Below are 18481 nucleotides of genomic sequence, written 5' to 3'. Positions count from 1 at the left end.
GCGCCTTTTTTAACATTATGCGTTGCCACGCTCAGCGGCTATCCGGCGTACGCAGGCCGAACCACTTGTCCTTGACGGCCTCGTAATGTTCTTCCGGCTTGTACTCAGCAACCCGCAGGCCCATCTGCTTTGCGGTCATGCGACCGGTCGCGTTCAACAGGGCATAGCTTGCAACGACCACATTGCGCTGGGATTCGACCAGAGCGATCTGCGCGTTAATCAGATCGTTCTGTGCATTCAACACATCGAGCGTAGTGCGCTGTCCGACCTTGCGTTCCTCGATAACACCATCGAGAGCAAGCTGAGCGGCAGCGATACCGTCGCGATTTGCCTGAACCGAAGCGCGGGCTGCTTCGAGCTGCGACCACGCATAGGCAATAGCCTGGCGAACCTGATCACGGACAACATCGACCTCGATCCGGGCCTGGCCAAGCTGTTCCTTGGACTGACGGACCTGAGCGGAGTTACGCCCACCCGTATAGATCGGAATGCTAACGCCGACACCGATGGATGCCGAATTACCATCGGCCTGCGATGTGCCCGCATAGGTGTCGAGATGGCTGGCGCTTGCCGTGAGGCCGACCGACGGCAACAAAGCGCCCTCCTTGGCCTTGACGTTATAACCGGCCGCGTTCACCGCATATTGCGTCGCGAGAATGCCGGGGTGGCCGGTATTGGCGATTGCAAAGGCCTGAGCGGGCGAGCGCGGCAGATTCTTGGCGGCACTCGCAGCAGCCAGCTTGTCAGGCTGAACGCCGACAACCTGCACATAGGCCGCTTCCGCCGACTTCACATCGGCACGGGCGGAATTCAGCGCCGCGACGGCGGTGGAACGGCTGGCGTCAGCCTGCGCGACGTCCGTACGGGTGCCCTCACCCACATCGAGGCGAGCCCTCGCCGCGCGAACCTGTTCGTTCATGGCTGCAAGGTTACGCTCGCGCAGAGCGGCAATCTGACGATTTTGATAAACGTCCATATAGGCGGTTACCGCCTCCTGGAGTTTGTTCTGCTCGTCGTTGCGAAGGTTTTCGCGCTGGGCGAAAACCTGGGTTTCTGCGGCGGCAACGTTGTTCTTGGTCTGAAACCCGTCGAACAGCATCTGGTTGAGCTCAATGCCGAACGTGCCCGTCGTGCGGTAGCCCTGGCTTGTCGGCGTCTTGCCGCGCCCTACATTGTAGGAACCGGTGATCTGAGGACGATAGCCGGACTTGGCAATGGCAACGTCTTCATCTCTTACGCGAACGCCTGCGCGGGAATAATTCAGGCTGGCATTGTTCTTATAGGCCTTGACGAGAGCGCCGGTCAGCGTTTCCGAGAATGCCGCCTGCCCCGATAAAATGGTGCCGGACAACAATGCTGCGGCCGCTATCAGTCCTTTGCACGTTTTGAACACCGGGTACCTCATTTTAAGAACAACGAATCCAAACTATCGAACCAATCGGTTCGGGCAAATTCTATAACCTCTAAATTGGGTTATTTCCATTGCTCCCGCCAGAGCATACACAAACAAATTCCACAGCGTTGCAGAATTGTACCATGCACTAAAATTAAAACTCGAACTGCGGAACGCGCTCGAATCCCGGCAGCGGGCGAACCGCAGTGTTGAACACACCACGTCCCGATGCAACTCCATTTTCCTTGATGTAAATCCGCGCGACCCCGGCATTTCCACGGCCTTCGACGGCGACGAGACGTCCGCCGTCCTTGAGCTGGCCAAGCAGCGTGTCCGGAATGATATCGACGGCCCCCTCGATAACGATCACGTCATATGGCGCTTCAGAAGCGTAACCTGCCTGAAGTTCGCCCGAAACGATCACAACATTGTCATAGCCGAGTTCGGCGAGGCGAGCTGTCGCGGTAGCCGACAATGTGGAATCATTCTCCAGCCCGATGACCGAGCCTGCCAGTCTGGAGAGAATGGCGGAAGAGTAGCCGGTCCCGCAACCGACATCCAGAACAACATCGGTTTTCTTGATGCGGGCAAGCTGCACGAGCTTTGCGAAAGGCGACGGCTCCATGAGATAGCGCGGCTGCGGGCCATCGCTTTCGAGAAGCTGATCCTCATCGATATAAGCAAGAACCTGACGGGCAGCGGGAACGAATGCCTCGCGCGGAACGGTCAGGAAAGCGTCGATAACCGCCAGATCGGTTACGTCCGTCGTACGGATCTGATTGTCGACCATCTTTGTACGAAGATCCTGGAAATCGGCTGCCATAGCCCTAAACCCTTCCTTGTCGCGGAATGCGAAGTTTCATGCCACAAAGCATCTGCCAGCATGGATCGACCCGCTTCTTTCCAGCGGCGAACCCGATCCATATCTCGCTGCCAGCGCACCATAAACGAGATTTGCCGCTGATGTGGCAAAAATCGCGGGTCCAGTCAATGAAACACAGCATTTGCGGCGCTTATCCCACCGAAACGCGCTTTCAAACAACCAGCAGTCCACCGATCCAAGAGACGAGCGAGAGACGAGAATGCCGGGAAGTTTTTGACTTCCCGGCAAGTAGCTTTTGCAGCGCATAGACACAAGCGCCCTGGAAATCACATTATCGAGCGTTCGACGCCGGGTAGCCAGCCTCAGCCAATGCGGAAAGCACGGTGTCCTGCGGAACATTTCCGCCAAACTCGACCTCTTTCCGGTCAAGGTCGATTTCAATGGGGGCCGTTGCATCGAGTTTGCGCAGCGCAACGGTGATATTATCGGCGCAACCGCCGCACTTCATCTTGGGAATGGAAAATTTCATGACTACAGTTACTCCTTCAAAGCAGCTCCCACAGGCCGGAACCGCCATGGCTTTGTTGACCCGCCATCCGGCACATCTCTGCGTCAGCGGATGCGCGCAGGATGCAGCTTGCCATCGTGGCAAGGTCAAGCCTTATTTCAGCCGCTCTGTCATGGAGCTTCACATGCTTCCGGCACGCTCTTTTCGAGTTCCAGCGGCGATTTTGTCAGCGAACCCGTTGCGATCTGCATCGGCTTGAACGGCGGTTCTTCCTGCATTGCCGGGTTTGTGAGATGGATGGTGTAGCACCCCGTGAAGACCTGCTTCTTGCCATCTTCCGTTTCCACCTCGATAGCCAGCGGCTGGCTCCAGTAAATCTGCCCGGCACCCGGATCGGGGTCGGTCTTGCGCAGCGCGACCTTGACGCTCCGGGTATTTGCATACCCCTTCACGAAGGTCTTGAAGTCAGGCTCCCGGCCCGCTTCCGAATAATAGCTATAGGCGCGGCTATATTCCTTGCGATTGATCGCATTGTAATAGGATTCGATCAGCGCCTGCGGTGTCGAGCGATCATCGCGATAGTCGGGTACGGTCACGCCATCGGCTGCATCCTGCGTTTGCTCGGACGGTTTCGTTTCCTCAACGGGCTTGGAAGCCTGCTTGTCCTGTGCATTTTCCGGGGCCTCCCCCGACGCGGCCTTGGGAGCTTTCTGCGCCAGGACATCATCAACCGAAAGACCTGTGGCGCTTGTGCCCAGGAGGCCGATCAAGGCAGCCAGCATGAGAGGTTTCATCCGGTCGTTCGACATACGTTTCTCCTCTTCTCGCGATGATTAGCGGGGCGTGCCAGGCGCGCTCCCGATTTGGTGTATTGCAGTAATGATGTTACAACACTAACTATATTGAAAACGTGGCAATCGCAGGGAGACCAGCCCGTCGCGACGAGATTGGATGATTCTCCGATCAGATGCCAGCACCATGCCGGAAGAGAGAAAATGGGCCGTTTCACAGTCATGACGCTAACCGATGCCGCAGCAGATCGCGTTCGCGAGATCATCACATCGCGTGAAGGCGCTCTTGGTATCCGGGTCGGCGTGAAAAAAGGCGGCTGTGCCGGAATGGAATATACCATCGATCTCGTGACGGAAGCCAAAGCCGGCGACGATGTGATCGAGAAGGACGGCGCCTGCGTCTTCATCGCGCCTGAAGCCGTTCTTTTCCTGCTCGGCACGCAGATGGATTTCGAAGTCACCACGCTTCGCACAGGGTTTGTGTTCAACAATCCGAACCAGACTTCGGCCTGTGGCTGCGGCGAATCCGTCGAGATCAAAGCCGCCTCCCCGGAGAGTCTCCGCCAGATGCAGGGCGCCGCCTGATCGAAAGAGAGAGGCGACCATGGACGACGAAACCCTTCGCGATCTGTTGCAGGATTTCGGGCCCGTCAGTATCCGCCGCATGTTCGGCGGAAAAGGTATTTATCATCAGGGATTGATTTTCGCGCTCGTGGTGCGCGACGAACTGTTGTTCAAGGCAGACGAACTCACCGCTCCGCAGTTCGTCGATGCCGGGTCCGTGCAATGGACCTTTGAAGGGCGCAAGGGCGGCGAACCCATTGCCATGCCTTATTGGAGCGTGCCGAGCGAAGCTTTCGACGATCTGGAAATCATGACGAAATGGGCCCGCCTCGCCTATGAGGCCGCGCTTCGCAGCGAAAAGGCCAAGCCCAAAAAGAAATCGGCCGCCAGGCGTTCCGCTGCGGCCGAATAGTTCAATCCAAAATAGCGTCCGGTCAGACGCCGGTCGGGATCAGCATGAATGCCGGGATCTCGTTGCCGAAGCCCACAGGTGTCGGACCGTCATCGTCGCGGTCGCGGCGGCGCTTATGCTGTTCGTGCTGCGGCTTGCCGCGGCGTTCGTCGTTCGATGCACGGATCGCATCGCGGCGGTCGCTGGACTCGATAACCGGCTGCGGCTGTTCGGCGGGATCGAGCGTTTCTACCGCCTTGCCCTTGGCTTTATCCTTGTCCTTCGATTTGCCCTTGGCATCCTTGCCTTTACCACGGGCATTCCTGCCCTTGCGCGGCTCTTCCGTCTCGTCCGAGACAGGCAATGTGGACAGATCGCCATCCAGCCATTCGATCTTTTCGCCGATCATGTCCTCGATAGCGGTCAGATATTTCGTATCTGAAGGCGTCACGATGGTGAACGCCTTGCCAGACCGCCCCGCGCGGCCCGTACGACCAATGCGGTGGACATAATCTTCCGAATGAATCGGAATATCGAAATTGAAAACATGGCTGACATCGGGAATGTCGAGACCGCGCGCGGCGACGTCGGAAGCGACGAGCAATTGCAGCTTGCCATCCTTGAAATTCGACAGCATGGTCATGCGGGCGCGTTGATCCATGTCACCATGCAGGGCACCGGCATTGAACTCGTGACGGGTCAGCGAACGGAACAGTTCGGACACATCTTTCTTGCGGTTACAGAAGATAATCGCATTCTTGAGCGTGTCGCCCTCGGCGCGGATGAGATCGCGCAGCACGGCGCGCTTGTCCCAATCCTTCTTGCTCGATTTCACCAGACGCTGGGCCACGGTCTTGGCCGTGGACGAAGCTTTCGCCACTTCGATGCGTGCCGGAGAATGCAGAAACTGCTCGGTCAGCTTGGTGATTTCCGGCGGCATGGTGGCCGAGAAAAACAACGTCTGACGGGTAAAGGGAATGAGTTTGCAGATACGCTCGATATCCGGAATAAAGCCCATGTCGAGCATCCGGTCGGCTTCGTCGATGACAAGAATCTCGACGCCGGTCAGGAGCAGCTTGCCGCGTTCGAAATGGTCGAGCAGACGACCCGGCGTTGCGATGAGAACGTCGGCGCCACGCTCCAGCTTGCGTTCCTGCTCATCGAAGGAAACGCCACCGATCAGCAAGGCAACATTCAGACGGTGGTTGATTCCGTATTTAGTGAAGTTTTCCTCGACCTGCGCCGCCAGTTCGCGGGTCGGCTCCAGAATGAGCGTACGCGGCATACGCGCCCGCGCCCTGCCTTTTTCCAGGAGCGTCAGCATCGGCAGCACGAACGACGCCGTCTTGCCGGTGCCCGTCTGCGCGATACCGAGCACATCCTTGCGTTCGAGCGCAGGAGGAATGGCTCCCGCCTGAATGGGAGTGGGCGCAGTATATCCCGCCGCGTCTACAGCAGCGATCACTTTCGGGGAAAGACCGAGTTCGGCAAATGTCGTCAATGGAGGCGCAGCTCTCTGTTGGAAATGAGTTCCACCCATCCTGTCGTTGCAGCCGCGTCGTCGGGCGCAGGAACCAAGGCAGAATAAGGCGTCTGCAACGCTTTTAGCGTCTTCTTGCAGCATCGCGTACGTCCACAGCGTGCAAAAGTCAACTAAAATACCAACGAAAGATATTAAATTGCTCCGATCGGGGCTGTACTGAACCCGTTCCGGGCAATACGAAACAAATTAAATCAATTTATAAAAAACTAAAGAACATCCGGCATTCGCAATCTTATGTCACGCTTGGTGCCCGAGCCAACGTTCGGGCGTCACCTGAAAAACGCTTTGGATTACTCAATGCCTGAACTGCTCGGTCAGGATACGCTCATCCCATGAATGGCTTTTGTCGAACAGAATGGCCACCTGACTGTTGGGCGCTTCGCGCACCGTCACCGACCTGACCGATTTGACTTCATTATTGTCCGCCACCGCATTGACGGGGCGTTTTTCGGTTTCCAGGAGGTCCATACGCACCGTCACATGCTTCGGCAGCAGCGCCCCACCCCATCGCCTCGGACGGAATGGGCTCACCGGCGTCAGCGCCAAGAGCGGCGCTTCGAGCGGCAGGATCGGCCCCTGCGCCGAGAGATTATAGGCCGTGGAACCGGCGGGTGTCGCGACCATCACGCCGTCACAGACCAATTCTTCGAGGCGAACCTTGCCGTCGATCGTTATTCGCACCTTCGCGGCCTGATAGGATTGACGGAACAGCGAGACTTCGTTGATTGCCAAAGCCTCGAACGAGCGGCCGTCTTCAGTTTCAGCCACCATGACCAGAGGGCGGATCGTTTCCATCTGAGCAGCCAGAATCCGCTCGGGGAGGTTTTCTATACTGAATTCGTTCATGAGAAAGCCGACCGAGCCCCGGTTCATTCCGTAGATCGGCTTGCCGGTATTCATGAAGTCGCGAAGGGCCTGCAGCATGGTTCCATCGCCGCCAAGTGCAACGACGATATCCGCGTCTTCAGCGGCCGCATGACCATAGCGCCTGACCAGTTCCTTCTGGGCCAGGAGAGACTCTTCGACTCCCGATGAAAGAAAATGAAGCGCAAGCGGTTTATCTTTCATAGTTACAGTCCCGAACTCCACCGACTCTGGCATACTTGCCACTGGTTCCCCAACCCGACACTGGCTATCACAGGAAAAAGCCAGGCACCATGACCTGCGAACGATGAATTTTCGTTTTACATATGCTGCATTTGTGCTAATCGGGCGCAAGTGCCCTTATAGCTCAGTTGGTAGAGCACCTGATTTGTAATCAGGGGGTCGGGAGTTCGAGTCTCTCTGGGGGCACCATTTCCACATAACAAGACACGTTATCGTGTTAATATTATTATTATTTTCTCTCCCCACATTCAGATACCATCAATGTGGCGATAGGCGTCGCATTTTCCTGACGCCCTCCCAAAGAAACCATATCTTTTCTTTCGCAATTATTTGCAATATATATATTGCCATTTATATCGCAATATTTCTTTATTAAAATAATAGAAATTGATTAATTTTTAGATGAAATCACATGAAAATCATTATTGCAACGACAACACGCAATCGTCCCGTTATGATTTGTTACTTATACAAGTCTCTTTCATCAATATACCTCCCCCACGAATGCACAACAGAATTTCTTATAGTGGAGAATAACACTGAAGATACATCGTATAAATGGCTGAATGACGTTCGTTCTTCAATGGCAGACAGAACGGTTACGCATCTTCTTGAAACAAACATAGGCATCTCCAACGCACGCAATCGCGCACTCGAATATGCCATTCAGGGCGATGCCGATTTTCTCGTCTTCGTCGACGACGATGAGCAGGTTGAAGCGGACTGGCTTGTCAAGCTTGTCAGCGAACAGCAAAGACTTGATCTCGATATTGTCGGTTCCCCAGTCAGGCCAATTCCGGCGAAACCGAACCTCAATCCATGGAAAAAACTGGTCTGGTCGGGCATCGAGGCACACAGTATCAAGGCCGAACGGAAAGCAAGAATGAAATGGAGCGAAAACAAGGCCGACACCATCAAGATCGCTACGGGCAGCTGGATGGGAAAGATGGATTTTTTCCGTCGGACGAGTTTGAGATTCGATTCACGGATCGGTCTGGCAGGTGGCGAGGACTGGAATCTCTGGATTCAGGCCAGGAAACTCAGCGCCAAGACCGGCTGGGCTCCTGATGCAATCGTTTATGAAACGGTGCCTTGCTGCCGGATAAGTCTTTCCTACCATTTTCGAAGAAACAGAGATCACAATGCGACGGAGTTTGGAGTTCTTTATCGTAAAAATCGCAGGCTGGCGCTTCGCCGGTTTCCGACAAAACTCCTGAGCCGCCTTTGGAAGCTGATTACATCCGTTTTCACATTGCCGTTCACCGCCGGACCGGCGCTCATTTCGATGGCAATGGCGCTTGGGGGTATTACAGGTCTTTTTGGAGCTCTGTTTGGAATAAGCTCAAAACACTATTCGAGCACAACTGGATTCTGAGACCATAGCTCGATACAAAAATGCGACCCGGAGGCCGCATTTCCAGGTTCAAACCATCAATACCAGCCGACAGCGACTTGCGCTTCCTCGGACATGCGGTCGGCGGTCCATGGCGGATCGAATGTCATGGTGACTTCAACCATCGAAACGCCTTCAACAGCGCCGACGGCGTTTTCCACCCAGCCCGGCATTTCGCCCGCGACGGGGCAACCGGGAGCCGTCAGGGTCATTTCGATCTTGACAGTGCGGTCATCTTCGATGTCGATCTTGTAGATAAGACCAAGCTCGTAGATATCCGCCGGGATTTCAGGATCATAGACCGTTTTCAGCGCCGCGATGATATCGTCTGTCATACGCAAGAGTTCATCCTGCGGAATGGCAGATGCGGAGAAGGCGGTTTGAGCTTCAGCTTTGGGTTCCATATCGGTCATCCGAAAAACTTCCTTGCCTTTTCCAAGGCTTCCGCCAAAGCATCCACCTCGGCGCGCGTATTATACATGGCAAAGGATGCGCGGCATGTAGAGGTGACGCCAAAGCGTTTCAAGAGAGGTTGAGCGCAATGCGTACCCGCGCGCACGGCAACGCCTGCCCGGTCGATCACCATCGATACATCATGCGCATGAATGCCTTCCAGCGCGAAGGAAACGATTGCCCCCTTGCCCGGCGCATTGCCAAATATACGCAAGCTGTTGATCTTGCCCAGTTGTTCATGGGCATAATCGCGCAGCCCTTCCTCATGGGCGAGGATGGCGTGGCGACCAATCTTTTCCATATATTCCAGTGCTGCACCCAGTCCGATAGCCTGAACGATGGGTGGCGTGCCAGCCTCGAAGCGATGCGGCGGATGATTGTATGTGACATTTTCTTCCGTCACTTCCTCAATCATTTCGCCACCGCCCTGGAAGGGCCGCATCTTTTCGAGCATTTCGGTGCGGCCATACAGAACGCCGATACCCGATGGGCCATAGACCTTATGGCCTGTGAAGACGTACCAGTCGCAGCCCAGATCCCGCACATCGACCGGCAGATGCACCGCGCCCTGACTGCCATCGACCAGCACCGGAATGCCACGCGCGTGTGCCAGTTCAACGATCCTCTTGATCGGCGTGACGGTGCCCAGCGCATTCGACATATGCGTAATGGCGACAAGCTTGGTGCGCTCAGTCAGACGCCGCTCGAATTCCTCGATATGGAAGGTGCCCTCATCATCGACCGGCGCGAAAACCAGCTTTGCGCCCTGCCTCTCGCGAATGAAATGCCATGGCACGATATTGGAGTGGTGCTCCATGATCGAAACGAGGATTTCATCACCCTCACCGATATGCGGCATGCCATAGCCATAGGCGACGGTGTTGATCGCCTCGGTGGCATTCTTGGTGAAGACGATTTCATCCACCGAACCGGCATTCAGAAAACGCCGCACCGTCTCGCGCGACTTTTCGTAAGCATCGGTCGCGGCATTGGAGAGGAAATGCAGGCCGCGATGAACATTGGCATATTCATTTGCATAGGCATGTGTCACCGCATCGATAACGCTTTGCGGCTTTTGCGCCGAAGCGCCGTTATCGAGATAGACGAGCGGCTTGCCATGCACCTGACGCGACAGGATCGGAAAATCCCGGCGGATGGCTTCCACGTCATAGGCTGCAACATAGGTCGCAGCGGGCGGATTCTTCTGATCCATGATCGTTCCTTTGAAGAAAAGGCAGAGGCATCCGTGCACTCTGCCTCATTCTCAATCAGGCATGAACGGCGAGCCAGTTGGACAGCACGTCTTCCAGTGCCTCAACCAGCGTCTCGTCTTCCAGTTCCTCGATGATCTCGGCAATGAACGCCTTGATCAAAAGGCCGCGCGCTTCGTTTTCCGGAACGCCACGGGCCATCAGATAGAACAGATAGTCCCTGGACAATTCCGCAACCGTCGCGCCATGGCCGCAGGCCACATCGTCAGCGAAGATTTCCAGTTCCGGCTTGGCGTCGAACTCGCCCTCATCCGAGAGTAGCAGCGTGTTGCAGGCCATGCGGGCGTCGGTCTTCTGGGCAACCTGTGCCACGCGGATCATGCCCTGGAAAACGCCGCGCGCACGATCCTTGACCACGTTGCGGATGATTTCCGTCGAGCGGGTATTTTCCACCAGATGACCAACGGTCATGGTCACGTCCGTATGGCTGTCGTTGGCCAAAAGGTTCAGACCGCGAAGCTGGAAATCGGAATCCTCGCCGGTGACATTGACATGCACTTCCTGACGCACCAGCTTGCCGCCGGCATTGACGATATAAAGCGTCAGCTTCGAGCCTTTGCCGATGGTCGCATTGAACTGCGAAAGCTGCGTTGCCTGACCGAAATCGCGCAGGATCACCCAGAGGATTTCCGCGCCATCGCCAACCGTCACATGGCTGACCGAGGTGGAGAAGGCATCGCCCTCGCCGCCACTCTGACGCTCGATGATCGTCGCCTTGACGTCAGAACCGATGCGCACCGGAAAACGGGTATGTCCCTGTCCGGTCTTCTGGATATTCTGAAGTTCCAGCGGTGCTTCCAGTGTCGTGCCATCAGCAATCGAAACCATCCAGCCGTCGCTGGCATAGGCGGCGTTGATCTGGCCGATCGTGTCGTCGCTTCCGCGCGGCTTCATCTGGAGAACCAGAGAACCGTCGGCCAGGGCTTCGCGAACCGGCGTCAGCGAAACACCTTCCGGCGCCTTGGCATCCAGTGCCACGCCATTACTGGCGGCGACAATGGCAGAACCGGAGATCAACGGGCCAAGCGCCTGCGTACCGGCTGCACCGTCGAAAGCGGCCACGCCCTTCAGCAGCGTACGGAAATCCGTGTAATGCCAGCTTTCGATACGGCGTGACGGCAGTCCGTGCACCTTCAGTGCTTCGAGCGCCGTGTCACGCGCCACTACGACATCGCCATTGCCCGGCAGATCGCCCATACGCTCGGCAAAGCCGTCGATCAGCACGCTTTCAGCCGGCGTTCGCGGCTTTACGTTTTGGGTGGTCTGGATATTCATGATCCATTCCCCCTCAGGCCGCTTCGCCGATCACATCGGCATAGCCGTTTTCTTCCAGATGCAGCGCAAGGCTCTTGTCACCGGACTTGATGACCTGTCCCTTGTAGAGCACATGCACGCTGTCGGGAACGATGTGTTCGAGCAGGCGCTGATAGTGCGTGATGACAATCACGGCACGGTCGGGCGAACGCAGCGCATTGACTCCTTCCGAAACAATCTTCAGCGCGTCGATGTCGAGGCCGGAATCGGTTTCGTCAAGTACGCACAGGCTCGGCTCCAGGAGCTGCATCTGAAGGATTTCAGCGCGCTTCTTTTCACCGCCCGAAAAACCAACATTGAGCGGGCGCTTGAGCATGTTCATGTCGATGTTGAGGCCGCCGGCGGCTTCCTTCACGCGCTTGATGAATTCCGGGATTTTCAGTTCCGGCTCGCCGCGCGCCTTGCGCTGGCTGTTCATCGCAACTTTTAAAAATTCCATCGTGGCAACGCCCGGTATCTCCATCGGATACTGGAAGGCGAGGAAAATGCCCTTGGCGGCGCGCTCAGCCGGATCCAGTTCGAGGATTGACTCGCCGTTGTAGAGAATGTCGCCTTCAGTGACTTCATAGTCGTCACGACCGGCGAGAATGTAAGAAAGCGTGGACTTGCCAGAGCCGTTAGGCCCCATGATCGCGGCCACTTCACCCTTGTTCACAGTGAGGTTCAGGCCACGGATGATCTCGGTATCCGTGTCAGCGATCTTGGCATGGAGGTTCTTGATCTCAAGCATTCTTGTAAACCTTGTTTCAGACGCCAGTTCAAATTCTGGCCAGAAAAAATCAGAGAAAACTGGCGCTTAGCCGACGCTGCCTTCAAGCGAGATGCCGATCAGCTTCTGCGCTTCGACTGCGAATTCCATCGGCAGTTCCTGAATGACTTCTTTCACAAAGCCATTGACGATGAGCGCAATCGCCTCTTCTTCCGGGATGCCGCGCTGCATCACATAGAACAGCTGATCTTCGGAAATTTTTGAGGTGGTGGCTTCGTGCTCGAACTGCGCCGTGGCGTTCTTCGCTTCGATATAGGGCACCGTATGCGCGCCGCAGTCATTGCCGATCAGGAGCGAATCGCACTGGGTAAAGTTACGAGCGTTTTCCGCCTTGCGATGCGCCGAAACCTGTCCGCGATAGGTATTGTTCGACTTACCCGCCGAAATACCCTTGGAAATGATGCGGCTCGACGTGTTTTTGCCCAGATGGATCATCTTGGTGCCGCTGTCGATCTGCTGATGGCCGTTGGACACGGCAATCGAATAGAACTCGCCACGCGAATTGTCGCCGCGCAGGATGCAGGACGGGTATTTCCAGGTAATCGCCGAACCGGTTTCCACCTGCGTCCACGAGATCTTGGAATTGTCGCCACGGCAATCGCCACGCTTGGTGACGAAGTTGTAGATGCCGCCCTTGCCGTCCTTGTCGCCGGGGAACCAGTTCTGGACCGTCGAATATTTGATTTCGGCATTTTCCATCGCGACCAGTTCCACCACGGCGGCATGAAGCTGGTTTTCGTCGCGCTGCGGCGCGGTGCAACCTTCCAGATAGGAGACATAAGCGCCTTCGTCGGCGATAATCAGCGTGCGTTCGAACTGGCCAGTATTCTTTTCATTGATGCGGAAATAGGTCGAAAGCTCCATAGGGCAGCGAACGCCCTTCGGCACGTAAACGAACGAACCGTCGGTAAAGACTGCCGAATTCAGCGTCGCGTAATAATTGTCCGAAACAGGAACCACCGACGCCAGATATTTCTGCACCAGCTCGGGATGCTCGCGAATGGCTTCGGAGATCGAGCAGAAGATCACGCCCGCCTTGGACAGTTCTTCCTTGAAGGTGGTCACGACCGAAACGCTGTCGAACACGGCATCGACGGCCACACGGCCGGACGCATAAACATTGTCGGCCGGATTGCCGTCGATTTCGCTGGCCTCGCCCTGCTTGCGAACGCCTGCGAGAATTTCCTGCTCGCGCAGCGGAATACCGAGCTTCTCATAAGTCTTCAGAAGTTCGGGATCGACTTCATCGAGCGATTTAGGGCCAGACTGATTCTTCGGCGCGGAATAATAATAGGCATCCTGAAAGTCGATCTTGGGATAATCGACACGCGCCCAGGCCGGCTCTTCCATGGTGAGCCAGCGTTCATAAGCCTTCAGACGCCATTCCAGCATCCATTCCGGCTCGTTTTTCTTGGCAGAGATGAAGCGGATGATCTCTTCGTTGAGGCCCTTCGGAGCCTTTTCGGCTTCGATGGTCGTCTCAAATCCATATTTGTACTGATCCACGTCAAGGCCGCGGACCTGTTCAATGGTTTCCTGCACGGCAGGCATTGGCGTTCTCCATCCTCGTCGGGGTCAAGGCCCGACAGTTGCAAACGTCAAGGCGATACTGTCTTGAATACCGCCTCAATATAGTGTGCGTGACGCTTCTTTAAAACCTCTCTAAACTGAATTTCAAGCGCGGGATTTAAAATTGCCCCTAAAATTCAAGAATTATTTACAAGGAAGCGTCAAGCCGCGCCCGAATGGGGCTTTGAGCGCTGGTGCCGTTCGACAATCTTGCGCAAGGCATCCAGAAACTGATCGACCGTTTCCGCGCTGACATCGGGGGCAAGTGACACGCGGATCGCCCCCACTCCTTCCGTATGTCCCATAGCCGCCAGGACATGACTCGGCCCTACCTTGCCCGACGAACAGGCCGAACCGGCGGAAAGTGCAACACCGCTCAGATCGAAGGCGATCTGGACCGTCTCGGCCTTCTGGCCTTCCAGCGAGAAAAAGGTGGTATTCGGCAGGCGCGGCACCGAGCTTCCGTGAATGATGGCCGTCGGAGCAATTTCGACGATACCTTGCTCAAGACGGTCCCGCATGGCCGATGACCAACTATCACCGTCGATTCGCAGCTTTGCCACATCGGCAGCCGCACCAAAGCCTGCAATGAGCGGAAGCGCCTCCGTGCCCGCACGATGCCCTTTCTCCTGACCGCCGCCGCGCACCAGCGCCCGCGGCATCATGAGGTCGGAAACCGCAATCACAGCTCCAATACCTTTCGGACCACCGATCTTGTGCGATGATATTATGAGATAATCGCCGCAATTATCTGTAATATCTAATTTAATGCGCCCTGCTGCCTGCACCGCATCGATGATATAGATGCCGCCTGCGGCTTTCACAACAGAGGCGATTTCGGCAATCGGCTGGATAACGCCCGTTTCGTTATTCGCTGCCTGGACCGCAACCAGCGGAAGCCCCTTGCTCTTGTCGTGCGCGGCCAGCGCATCGCGCAGGACATCCAGCCGCAATATGCCACTGGCATCGACCGGCAGAATGGTAACATCTTCCGATGAGAACTGACCGCCCGCCGTCACGCACGGGTGTTCGGTGGCGCTGACATAGAGATGCGACAGGCGCACGGGCGAACGTCCCATCATGTAATGGGGCGTAAGAAGAGTCGAAGCGGCCTCGGTCGCACCAGAGGTGAAGAACACGTGTTCAGGCCTGGCGTTGACCAGCGCTGCAACTTTGCGGCGTGCGGATTCGACAAGCGCTCGCGCAGCCCGCCCCTCGCTGTGGACGGAGGATGGATTCCCGGTGATGCCCAATGCCTCGATGATCGCATCGCGCGCTTCATCAAGCAAAGGCGCACTGGCATTATAATCCAGATAGAGCCTCTTGCCGCTCCCGATCACCTTACCTATCTCCCTAACAACGCCTTCGAGCGGCCTGAAGTCGCAATTTTCTTGAATTTTCAACCAAGAAAAGCCTATGAAGCCGCTTAAGAAACTGAAACTCGTTTCAGTCACTCGAAATTTTCAATCGGTTCTAGAAGCGGCGCTCCCCTACGTCAAGTTCGCTGCGAGGAACCCGATCTTCCGGTCACCAGCGGAGTACACATGCCAGAAGTCATTTTCAACGGACCTGCCGGACGCCTCGAAGGCCGCTATCAGCCTTCCAAGGAAAAGAACGCGCCGATTGCCCTCATCCTGCATCCGCACCCGCAGTTCGGCGGCACGATGAACAATAAGATCGTCTATGATCTTTTCTATATGTTCCAGCAGCGCGGGTTTACCACGCTACGCTTCAATTTCCGCAGCATCGGGCGCAGCCAGGGCGAATTCGACCATGGCGCGGGCGAGTTGTCGGATGCGGCAAGCGCGCTCGACTGGGTACAGGCACTGCATCCCGATTCCAAGAATTGCTGGGTCGCCGGATATTCTTTCGGCGCCTGGATCGGTATGCAGCTCCTGATGCGCCGTCCGGAGATCGAAGGCTTCATTTCGGTCGCTCCGCAGCCGAACACCTATGATTTCTCCTTCCTCGCTCCCTGCCCGTCCTCGGGCCTCATCATCCATGGCGATCAGGACAAGGTTGCGCCGCCCAAGGACGTTCAGGCTCTGGTGGACAAGCTCAAGACGCAGAAGGGCATCACGATCACGCAGAACACCATATCCGGCGCGAACCATTTCTTCACCGGCCACGGTGATGAACTGATCGACGAATGCTCGGAATATCTGGATCGCCGCATGGCCGGAGAACTGGTCGAAGTACGCCCGAAACGCCTTCGCTAGTGTGGTGGATTTGAAGTTCCTATCATTTGCCTGGCATCTACGTTCAGGAACTTCAAATCCGTAAACCAAACAACTAGGCAAAAACATCCTGGAGACAATCGGATATCCTATTCGCCAGAGAATGGAACAGGGCGAGCTTTGGGACATGCTCCCAAACCAACTTCGGCAGCGCCGCGTACTTCTGATTTACGTTGATGAAACACAGCACATGCTCCGGCATACCACAGGCGATTCAGAGCGGAAGAACCTTGCCAAGGCCTTTAAAGGCGTAATGAATTACGCGCCTTGGCCAGTCAGTTTTATTATGTCTGGAATGCCCGAAACTGTGGAAATGGCTCAACTCGACGAACAGATTGAACGCCGTTCCAGTTTCTGCAGAATCCCATCGGCGACGGTGCCATAATCCTCATCGAAGCGAAGGCCGCTTTCCATCGCCATCAGATCGGCAAGCGAAATATTGACCCGGTCGTCGCCTTTCCATTGCGGCAGCAGGTCTGTGCTTTCCAGTTTCATGCGACCTTCCGCAATGCGCATACCGATCAGCGTCGCCATGACCGACTTGGTCATGGACCAGCCAAGCAGAGGCGTATCTGCATCGAAGCCCGCCCCGTAGGTTTCTGCAATCAGCTTGCCGTCGCGAATGACCGCGACCGCGCGCATACCGGGGCCGGCCAACGCTGCATCTTCGATCACAGCCTGAACAGCCGGATCGGTCTCGACCTGAAGCGGCTCTGCCGGTATCCGGGGGGCAGTCGGGATGTCTGGTCGCAGGTCGCCTTCATGGATATTCGCGCAGCCCAATGCCGGGCGATATGCAGCAATACTTGGAGCAAAAAAACCGAAAATGCGCGTCGTAACGGTCCGGCTGTTCCGATCCACCGATTTGTTCAGAAATCGAAGCAGCGGATGTCCCGGCGCCTGAACATCGTCCGCAAGAACAGCATTGGCTTCACGGCCCGCGATAAAAACGTTGGAACAGACAATCTTCGCCGCATAACCGGTGCCGACCCGCAGAAGTTCAGGTGGTTTGACGGCAAGCCAAATCACCGCTCCCAGTAAGACAACCAGTAGAAAACCGCCAAGCCGCTTTGCAATACGCGCCATCCGCATCTCGCCCCATATACCGTTGGGCCGGATCATATCAGGCCAAGATGGGTTGCCAACTCCCTTGCAGCGGCGCCGCCCGCCCTGTTCGCCCCGATTGTCGAGGCGGACGGGCCGTAGCCTACAAGATGTATGCGCGGATCGGACGCCACCTCAGTTGCAAGACGACCGGTCATCAGGATGCCGCCTGCGTCATTGCGCAATTGCAGTGGAGCGAGATGATCGAGCGAGCTGCGGAAGCCCGTACACCATAAGATGACATCGAAAGATTGCTCCGCACCATCAGCCCAGCGCACGCCTTTCTCGGTGATCTCGCTGAACATGGGCAGCCGATTGAGCACACCGCGAGCCCGCGCCGCCTCGATTGTCGGGGTAAGCGGCAAGCCGGTCACGGAGACGACCGACCCCGGCGGCAATCCCCGTCGTACCCGTTCTTCAACCAGAGCGACCGCAGCGCGCCCCAATTCGGGCGTAAACGGGCCTTCCCGGAAGGCCGGTTCTCTGCGGCTGACCCAAACGGTTTCCGTCACACGCGATATCTCGTCCAGAAGCTGCACCGCCGATATGCCCGCGCCGACAACCAGAACATGCTTTCCCTTGAAGACATCCGCCGTCTTGTAATCGCGCGTATGGAGCTGTCGCCCCTTGAACCGGTTTGCACCCGGATAGGGCGGTATATAGGGCGACTCCCAGGTACCGGTCGCGTTGACGATACCGCGCGCGGAATAGTCGCCCTGATCCGTTTCCACCCGCAGCCGCTCGCCGCGATCGCAAACGACTTTCACCGTAACAGGACGGCGCACGGGCAAATCGAACGCGTTCTCATAAGCGCGATAATATTGCGGCACGGCGACCGACGCACGCACTTCGCCATTCGTCGTTTCGACCACATCCTCGAATTTCATACCCGGAAGGTCGTGGATGGCATTTGCCGTTCTCAGCGTCAGCGACGGCCACCGAAACTGCCACGCTCCACCCGGTCCCGCAGCCTTGTCGAGAACCACGAATTGCCGTTCTCCTGCCAGACCGAGCTTGCTCAGGTGATAAGCCGACGACAATCCTGCCTGTCCGGCTCCAATGACCACAATGTCGACCTTGCGAGCAATCCTGACATGGCTGTCTCCGGTTGGAGGCTGAACAGTGGTTGGGGTGTCCGTCATGTTGCGCGATAAGCTTTCAAAACAGGTCCCGCGTGAACAGGGTTTAGATATGCGTGGCCAACTAACATTGAAAGCCGCGACCCTAGTGGATTGAATTTGACGTTTGAAT

18 protein-coding genes, 1 tRNA gene and 1 pseudogene are annotated in these 18481 nt (G+C 56.4%); 6 read left to right on the top strand and 14 right to left on the bottom strand.

What is annotated here, in order from left to right; translation table 11 throughout:
• Positions 1-31 precede the first annotated feature (31 nt).
• The 4 genes from FHS76_RS08725 to FHS76_RS08710 all read right to left on the bottom strand — a co-directional run bounded on the left by FHS76_RS08725 (position 32) and on the right by FHS76_RS08710 (position 3533).
• Positions 32-1405, bottom strand: coding sequence for a TolC family outer membrane protein (locus FHS76_RS08725; protein WP_183650840.1), 1374 nt, complete (start codon positions 1403-1405; stop codon positions 32-34).
• Between the two features lie 142 nt (positions 1406-1547).
• The gene (locus FHS76_RS08720) at positions 1548-2216 is read right to left on the bottom strand and encodes a protein-L-isoaspartate O-methyltransferase family protein (RefSeq protein WP_183650837.1); all 669 of its coding nucleotides are present in this window, start codon (positions 2214-2216) and stop codon (positions 1548-1550) included.
• 331 nt (positions 2217-2547) lie between these two features.
• The gene (locus FHS76_RS08715) at positions 2548-2745 is read right to left on the bottom strand and encodes a heavy-metal-associated domain-containing protein (protein ID WP_183650834.1); all 198 of its coding nucleotides are present in this window, start codon (positions 2743-2745) and stop codon (positions 2548-2550) included.
• A gap of 149 nt (positions 2746-2894) precedes the next feature.
• Complete coding sequence (locus FHS76_RS08710; protein WP_183650831.1) at positions 2895-3533, bottom strand: hypothetical protein; 639 nt, start codon at positions 3531-3533, stop codon at positions 2895-2897.
• A gap of 186 nt (positions 3534-3719) precedes the next feature.
• Here FHS76_RS08710 and sufA point away from each other — a divergent pair, with 186 nt between their 5' ends.
• Both sufA and FHS76_RS08700 read left to right on the top strand, forming a co-directional pair.
• Entirely contained in the window at positions 3720-4100 is a 381-nt protein-coding gene (gene sufA, locus FHS76_RS08705; RefSeq protein WP_183650828.1) for a Fe-S cluster assembly scaffold SufA, read from the top strand.
• 19 nt (positions 4101-4119) lie between these two features.
• Positions 4120-4491: a TfoX/Sxy family protein gene (locus FHS76_RS08700; protein ID WP_183650826.1), complete on the top strand. Its 372-nt coding sequence runs from the start codon at positions 4120-4122 to the stop codon at positions 4489-4491.
• A gap of 22 nt (positions 4492-4513) precedes the next feature.
• On the opposite strand, the gene FHS76_RS08695 is transcribed toward FHS76_RS08700, so the two are convergent.
• Both FHS76_RS08695 and FHS76_RS08690 read right to left on the bottom strand, forming a co-directional pair.
• Positions 4514-5971, bottom strand: coding sequence for a DEAD/DEAH box helicase (locus tag FHS76_RS08695; protein ID WP_183650823.1), 1458 nt, complete (start codon positions 5969-5971; stop codon positions 4514-4516).
• Between the two features lie 336 nt (positions 5972-6307).
• Complete coding sequence (locus tag FHS76_RS08690; RefSeq protein WP_183650821.1) at positions 6308-7081, bottom strand: NAD kinase; 774 nt, start codon at positions 7079-7081, stop codon at positions 6308-6310.
• 152 nt (positions 7082-7233) lie between these two features.
• On the opposite strand from FHS76_RS08690, the gene FHS76_RS08685 reads away from it, so the two are divergent.
• Positions 7234-7309, top strand: a tRNA-Thr gene (locus FHS76_RS08685).
• Positions 7310-7532: 223 nt separating this feature from the next.
• A complete protein-coding gene (locus FHS76_RS08680; RefSeq protein WP_183650818.1) occupies positions 7533-8495 on the top strand; it encodes a glycosyltransferase family 2 protein in 963 nt (320 codons plus the stop codon).
• A gap of 56 nt (positions 8496-8551) precedes the next feature.
• On the opposite strand, the gene FHS76_RS08675 is transcribed toward FHS76_RS08680, so the two are convergent.
• The 6 genes from FHS76_RS08675 to FHS76_RS08650 form a co-directional block, all read right to left on the bottom strand.
• The gene (locus FHS76_RS08675; RefSeq protein ID WP_183650815.1) at positions 8552-8926 is read right to left on the bottom strand and encodes an SUF system Fe-S cluster assembly protein; all 375 of its coding nucleotides are present in this window, start codon (positions 8924-8926) and stop codon (positions 8552-8554) included.
• Positions 8923-10179, bottom strand: coding sequence for a cysteine desulfurase (locus FHS76_RS08670; protein ID WP_183650812.1), 1257 nt, complete (start codon positions 10177-10179; stop codon positions 8923-8925). The genes FHS76_RS08675 and FHS76_RS08670 overlap by 4 nt, the downstream gene beginning before the upstream one ends.
• Before the next feature lie 55 nt (positions 10180-10234).
• Entirely contained in the window at positions 10235-11512 is a 1278-nt protein-coding gene (gene sufD, locus FHS76_RS08665; protein WP_183650809.1) for a Fe-S cluster assembly protein SufD, read from the bottom strand.
• Positions 11513-11525: 13 nt separating this feature from the next.
• Positions 11526-12281, bottom strand: a complete 756-nt coding sequence (gene sufC / locus FHS76_RS08660; RefSeq protein WP_183650806.1) for a Fe-S cluster assembly ATPase SufC — start codon at positions 12279-12281, stop codon at positions 11526-11528.
• A gap of 66 nt (positions 12282-12347) precedes the next feature.
• A complete protein-coding gene (sufB, locus tag FHS76_RS08655) occupies positions 12348-13871 on the bottom strand; it encodes a Fe-S cluster assembly protein SufB (protein WP_183650803.1) in 1524 nt (507 codons plus the stop codon).
• 179 nt (positions 13872-14050) lie between these two features.
• On the bottom strand, positions 14051-15229 hold the full coding sequence (locus FHS76_RS08650; RefSeq protein ID WP_183650800.1) for a cysteine desulfurase family protein: 1179 nt from the start codon (positions 15227-15229) through the stop codon (positions 14051-14053).
• A 204-nt stretch (positions 15230-15433) separates the two neighbouring features.
• On the opposite strand from FHS76_RS08650, the gene FHS76_RS08645 reads away from it, so the two are divergent.
• Both FHS76_RS08645 and FHS76_RS22885 read left to right on the top strand, forming a co-directional pair.
• Complete coding sequence (locus tag FHS76_RS08645; RefSeq protein WP_183650797.1) at positions 15434-16108, top strand: alpha/beta hydrolase; 675 nt, start codon at positions 15434-15436, stop codon at positions 16106-16108.
• 121 nt (positions 16109-16229) lie between these two features.
• Positions 16230-16511 carry a TniB family NTP-binding protein gene (locus FHS76_RS22885; RefSeq protein WP_374828589.1) on the top strand — a complete coding sequence of 94 codons (282 nt, stop codon included), beginning with the start codon at positions 16230-16232 and terminating at the stop codon, positions 16509-16511.
• Here FHS76_RS22885 and FHS76_RS08635 read toward each other — a convergent pair.
• Both FHS76_RS08635 and FHS76_RS08630 read right to left on the bottom strand, forming a co-directional pair.
• Positions 16493-17212: pseudogene (locus FHS76_RS08635) on the bottom strand (serine hydrolase); the annotation flags it as partial. The gene FHS76_RS22885 and the pseudogene FHS76_RS08635 overlap by 19 nt on opposite strands.
• Positions 17213-17244: 32 nt before the next feature.
• Positions 17245-18372, bottom strand: a complete 1128-nt coding sequence (locus tag FHS76_RS08630; RefSeq protein WP_183650793.1) for an NAD(P)-binding domain-containing protein — start codon at positions 18370-18372, stop codon at positions 17245-17247.
• Between the last annotated feature and the right edge of the window lie 109 nt (positions 18373-18481).

The sequence above is a fragment of the Brucella daejeonensis genome (assembly GCF_014199265.1).
GTDB classification, from domain to species: Bacteria; Pseudomonadota; Alphaproteobacteria; order Rhizobiales; family Rhizobiaceae; genus Brucella; species Brucella daejeonensis.
The sequence above is the reverse complement of the archived record's forward strand: the minus strand, read 5'-3'. Positions and strand labels throughout refer to the sequence as shown.

Excerpts from the sequence above, each read along its gene's own strand:
- sufC (WP_183650806.1), bottom strand. The coding sequence starts at position 12,281 with ATGCTTGAGATCAAGAACCTCCATGCCAAGATCGCTGACACGGATACC.
- FHS76_RS08720 (WP_183650837.1), bottom strand. The coding sequence starts at position 2,216 with ATGGCAGCCGATTTCCAGGATCTTCGTACAAAGATGGTCGACAATCAG.
- FHS76_RS08700 (WP_183650826.1), top strand. The coding sequence starts at position 4,120 with ATGGACGACGAAACCCTTCGCGATCTGTTGCAGGATTTCGGGCCCGTC.
- FHS76_RS08670 (WP_183650812.1), bottom strand. The coding sequence starts at position 10,179 with ATGGATCAGAAGAATCCGCCCGCTGCGACCTATGTTGCAGCCTATGAC.
- sufB (WP_183650803.1), bottom strand. The coding sequence starts at position 13,871 with ATGCCTGCCGTGCAGGAAACCATTGAACAGGTCCGCGGCCTTGACGTG.
- FHS76_RS08630 (WP_183650793.1), bottom strand. The coding sequence starts at position 18,372 with ATGACGGACACCCCAACCACTGTTCAGCCTCCAACCGGAGACAGCCAT.
- FHS76_RS08715 (WP_183650834.1), bottom strand. The coding sequence starts at position 2,745 with ATGAAATTTTCCATTCCCAAGATGAAGTGCGGCGGTTGCGCCGATAAT.
- FHS76_RS22885 (WP_374828589.1), top strand. The coding sequence starts at position 16,230 with ATGGAACAGGGCGAGCTTTGGGACATGCTCCCAAACCAACTTCGGCAG.
- sufD (WP_183650809.1), bottom strand. The coding sequence starts at position 11,512 with ATGAATATCCAGACCACCCAAAACGTAAAGCCGCGAACGCCGGCTGAA.
- FHS76_RS08680 (WP_183650818.1), top strand. The coding sequence starts at position 7,533 with ATGAAAATCATTATTGCAACGACAACACGCAATCGTCCCGTTATGATT.
- FHS76_RS08725 (WP_183650840.1), bottom strand. The coding sequence starts at position 1,405 with ATGAGGTACCCGGTGTTCAAAACGTGCAAAGGACTGATAGCGGCCGCA.
- FHS76_RS08690 (WP_183650821.1), bottom strand. The coding sequence starts at position 7,081 with ATGAAAGATAAACCGCTTGCGCTTCATTTTCTTTCATCGGGAGTCGAA.
- FHS76_RS08710 (WP_183650831.1), bottom strand. The coding sequence starts at position 3,533 with ATGTCGAACGACCGGATGAAACCTCTCATGCTGGCTGCCTTGATCGGC.
- sufA (WP_183650828.1), top strand. The coding sequence starts at position 3,720 with ATGGGCCGTTTCACAGTCATGACGCTAACCGATGCCGCAGCAGATCGC.
- FHS76_RS08675 (WP_183650815.1), bottom strand. The coding sequence starts at position 8,926 with ATGACCGATATGGAACCCAAAGCTGAAGCTCAAACCGCCTTCTCCGCA.
- FHS76_RS08645 (WP_183650797.1), top strand. The coding sequence starts at position 15,434 with ATGCCAGAAGTCATTTTCAACGGACCTGCCGGACGCCTCGAAGGCCGC.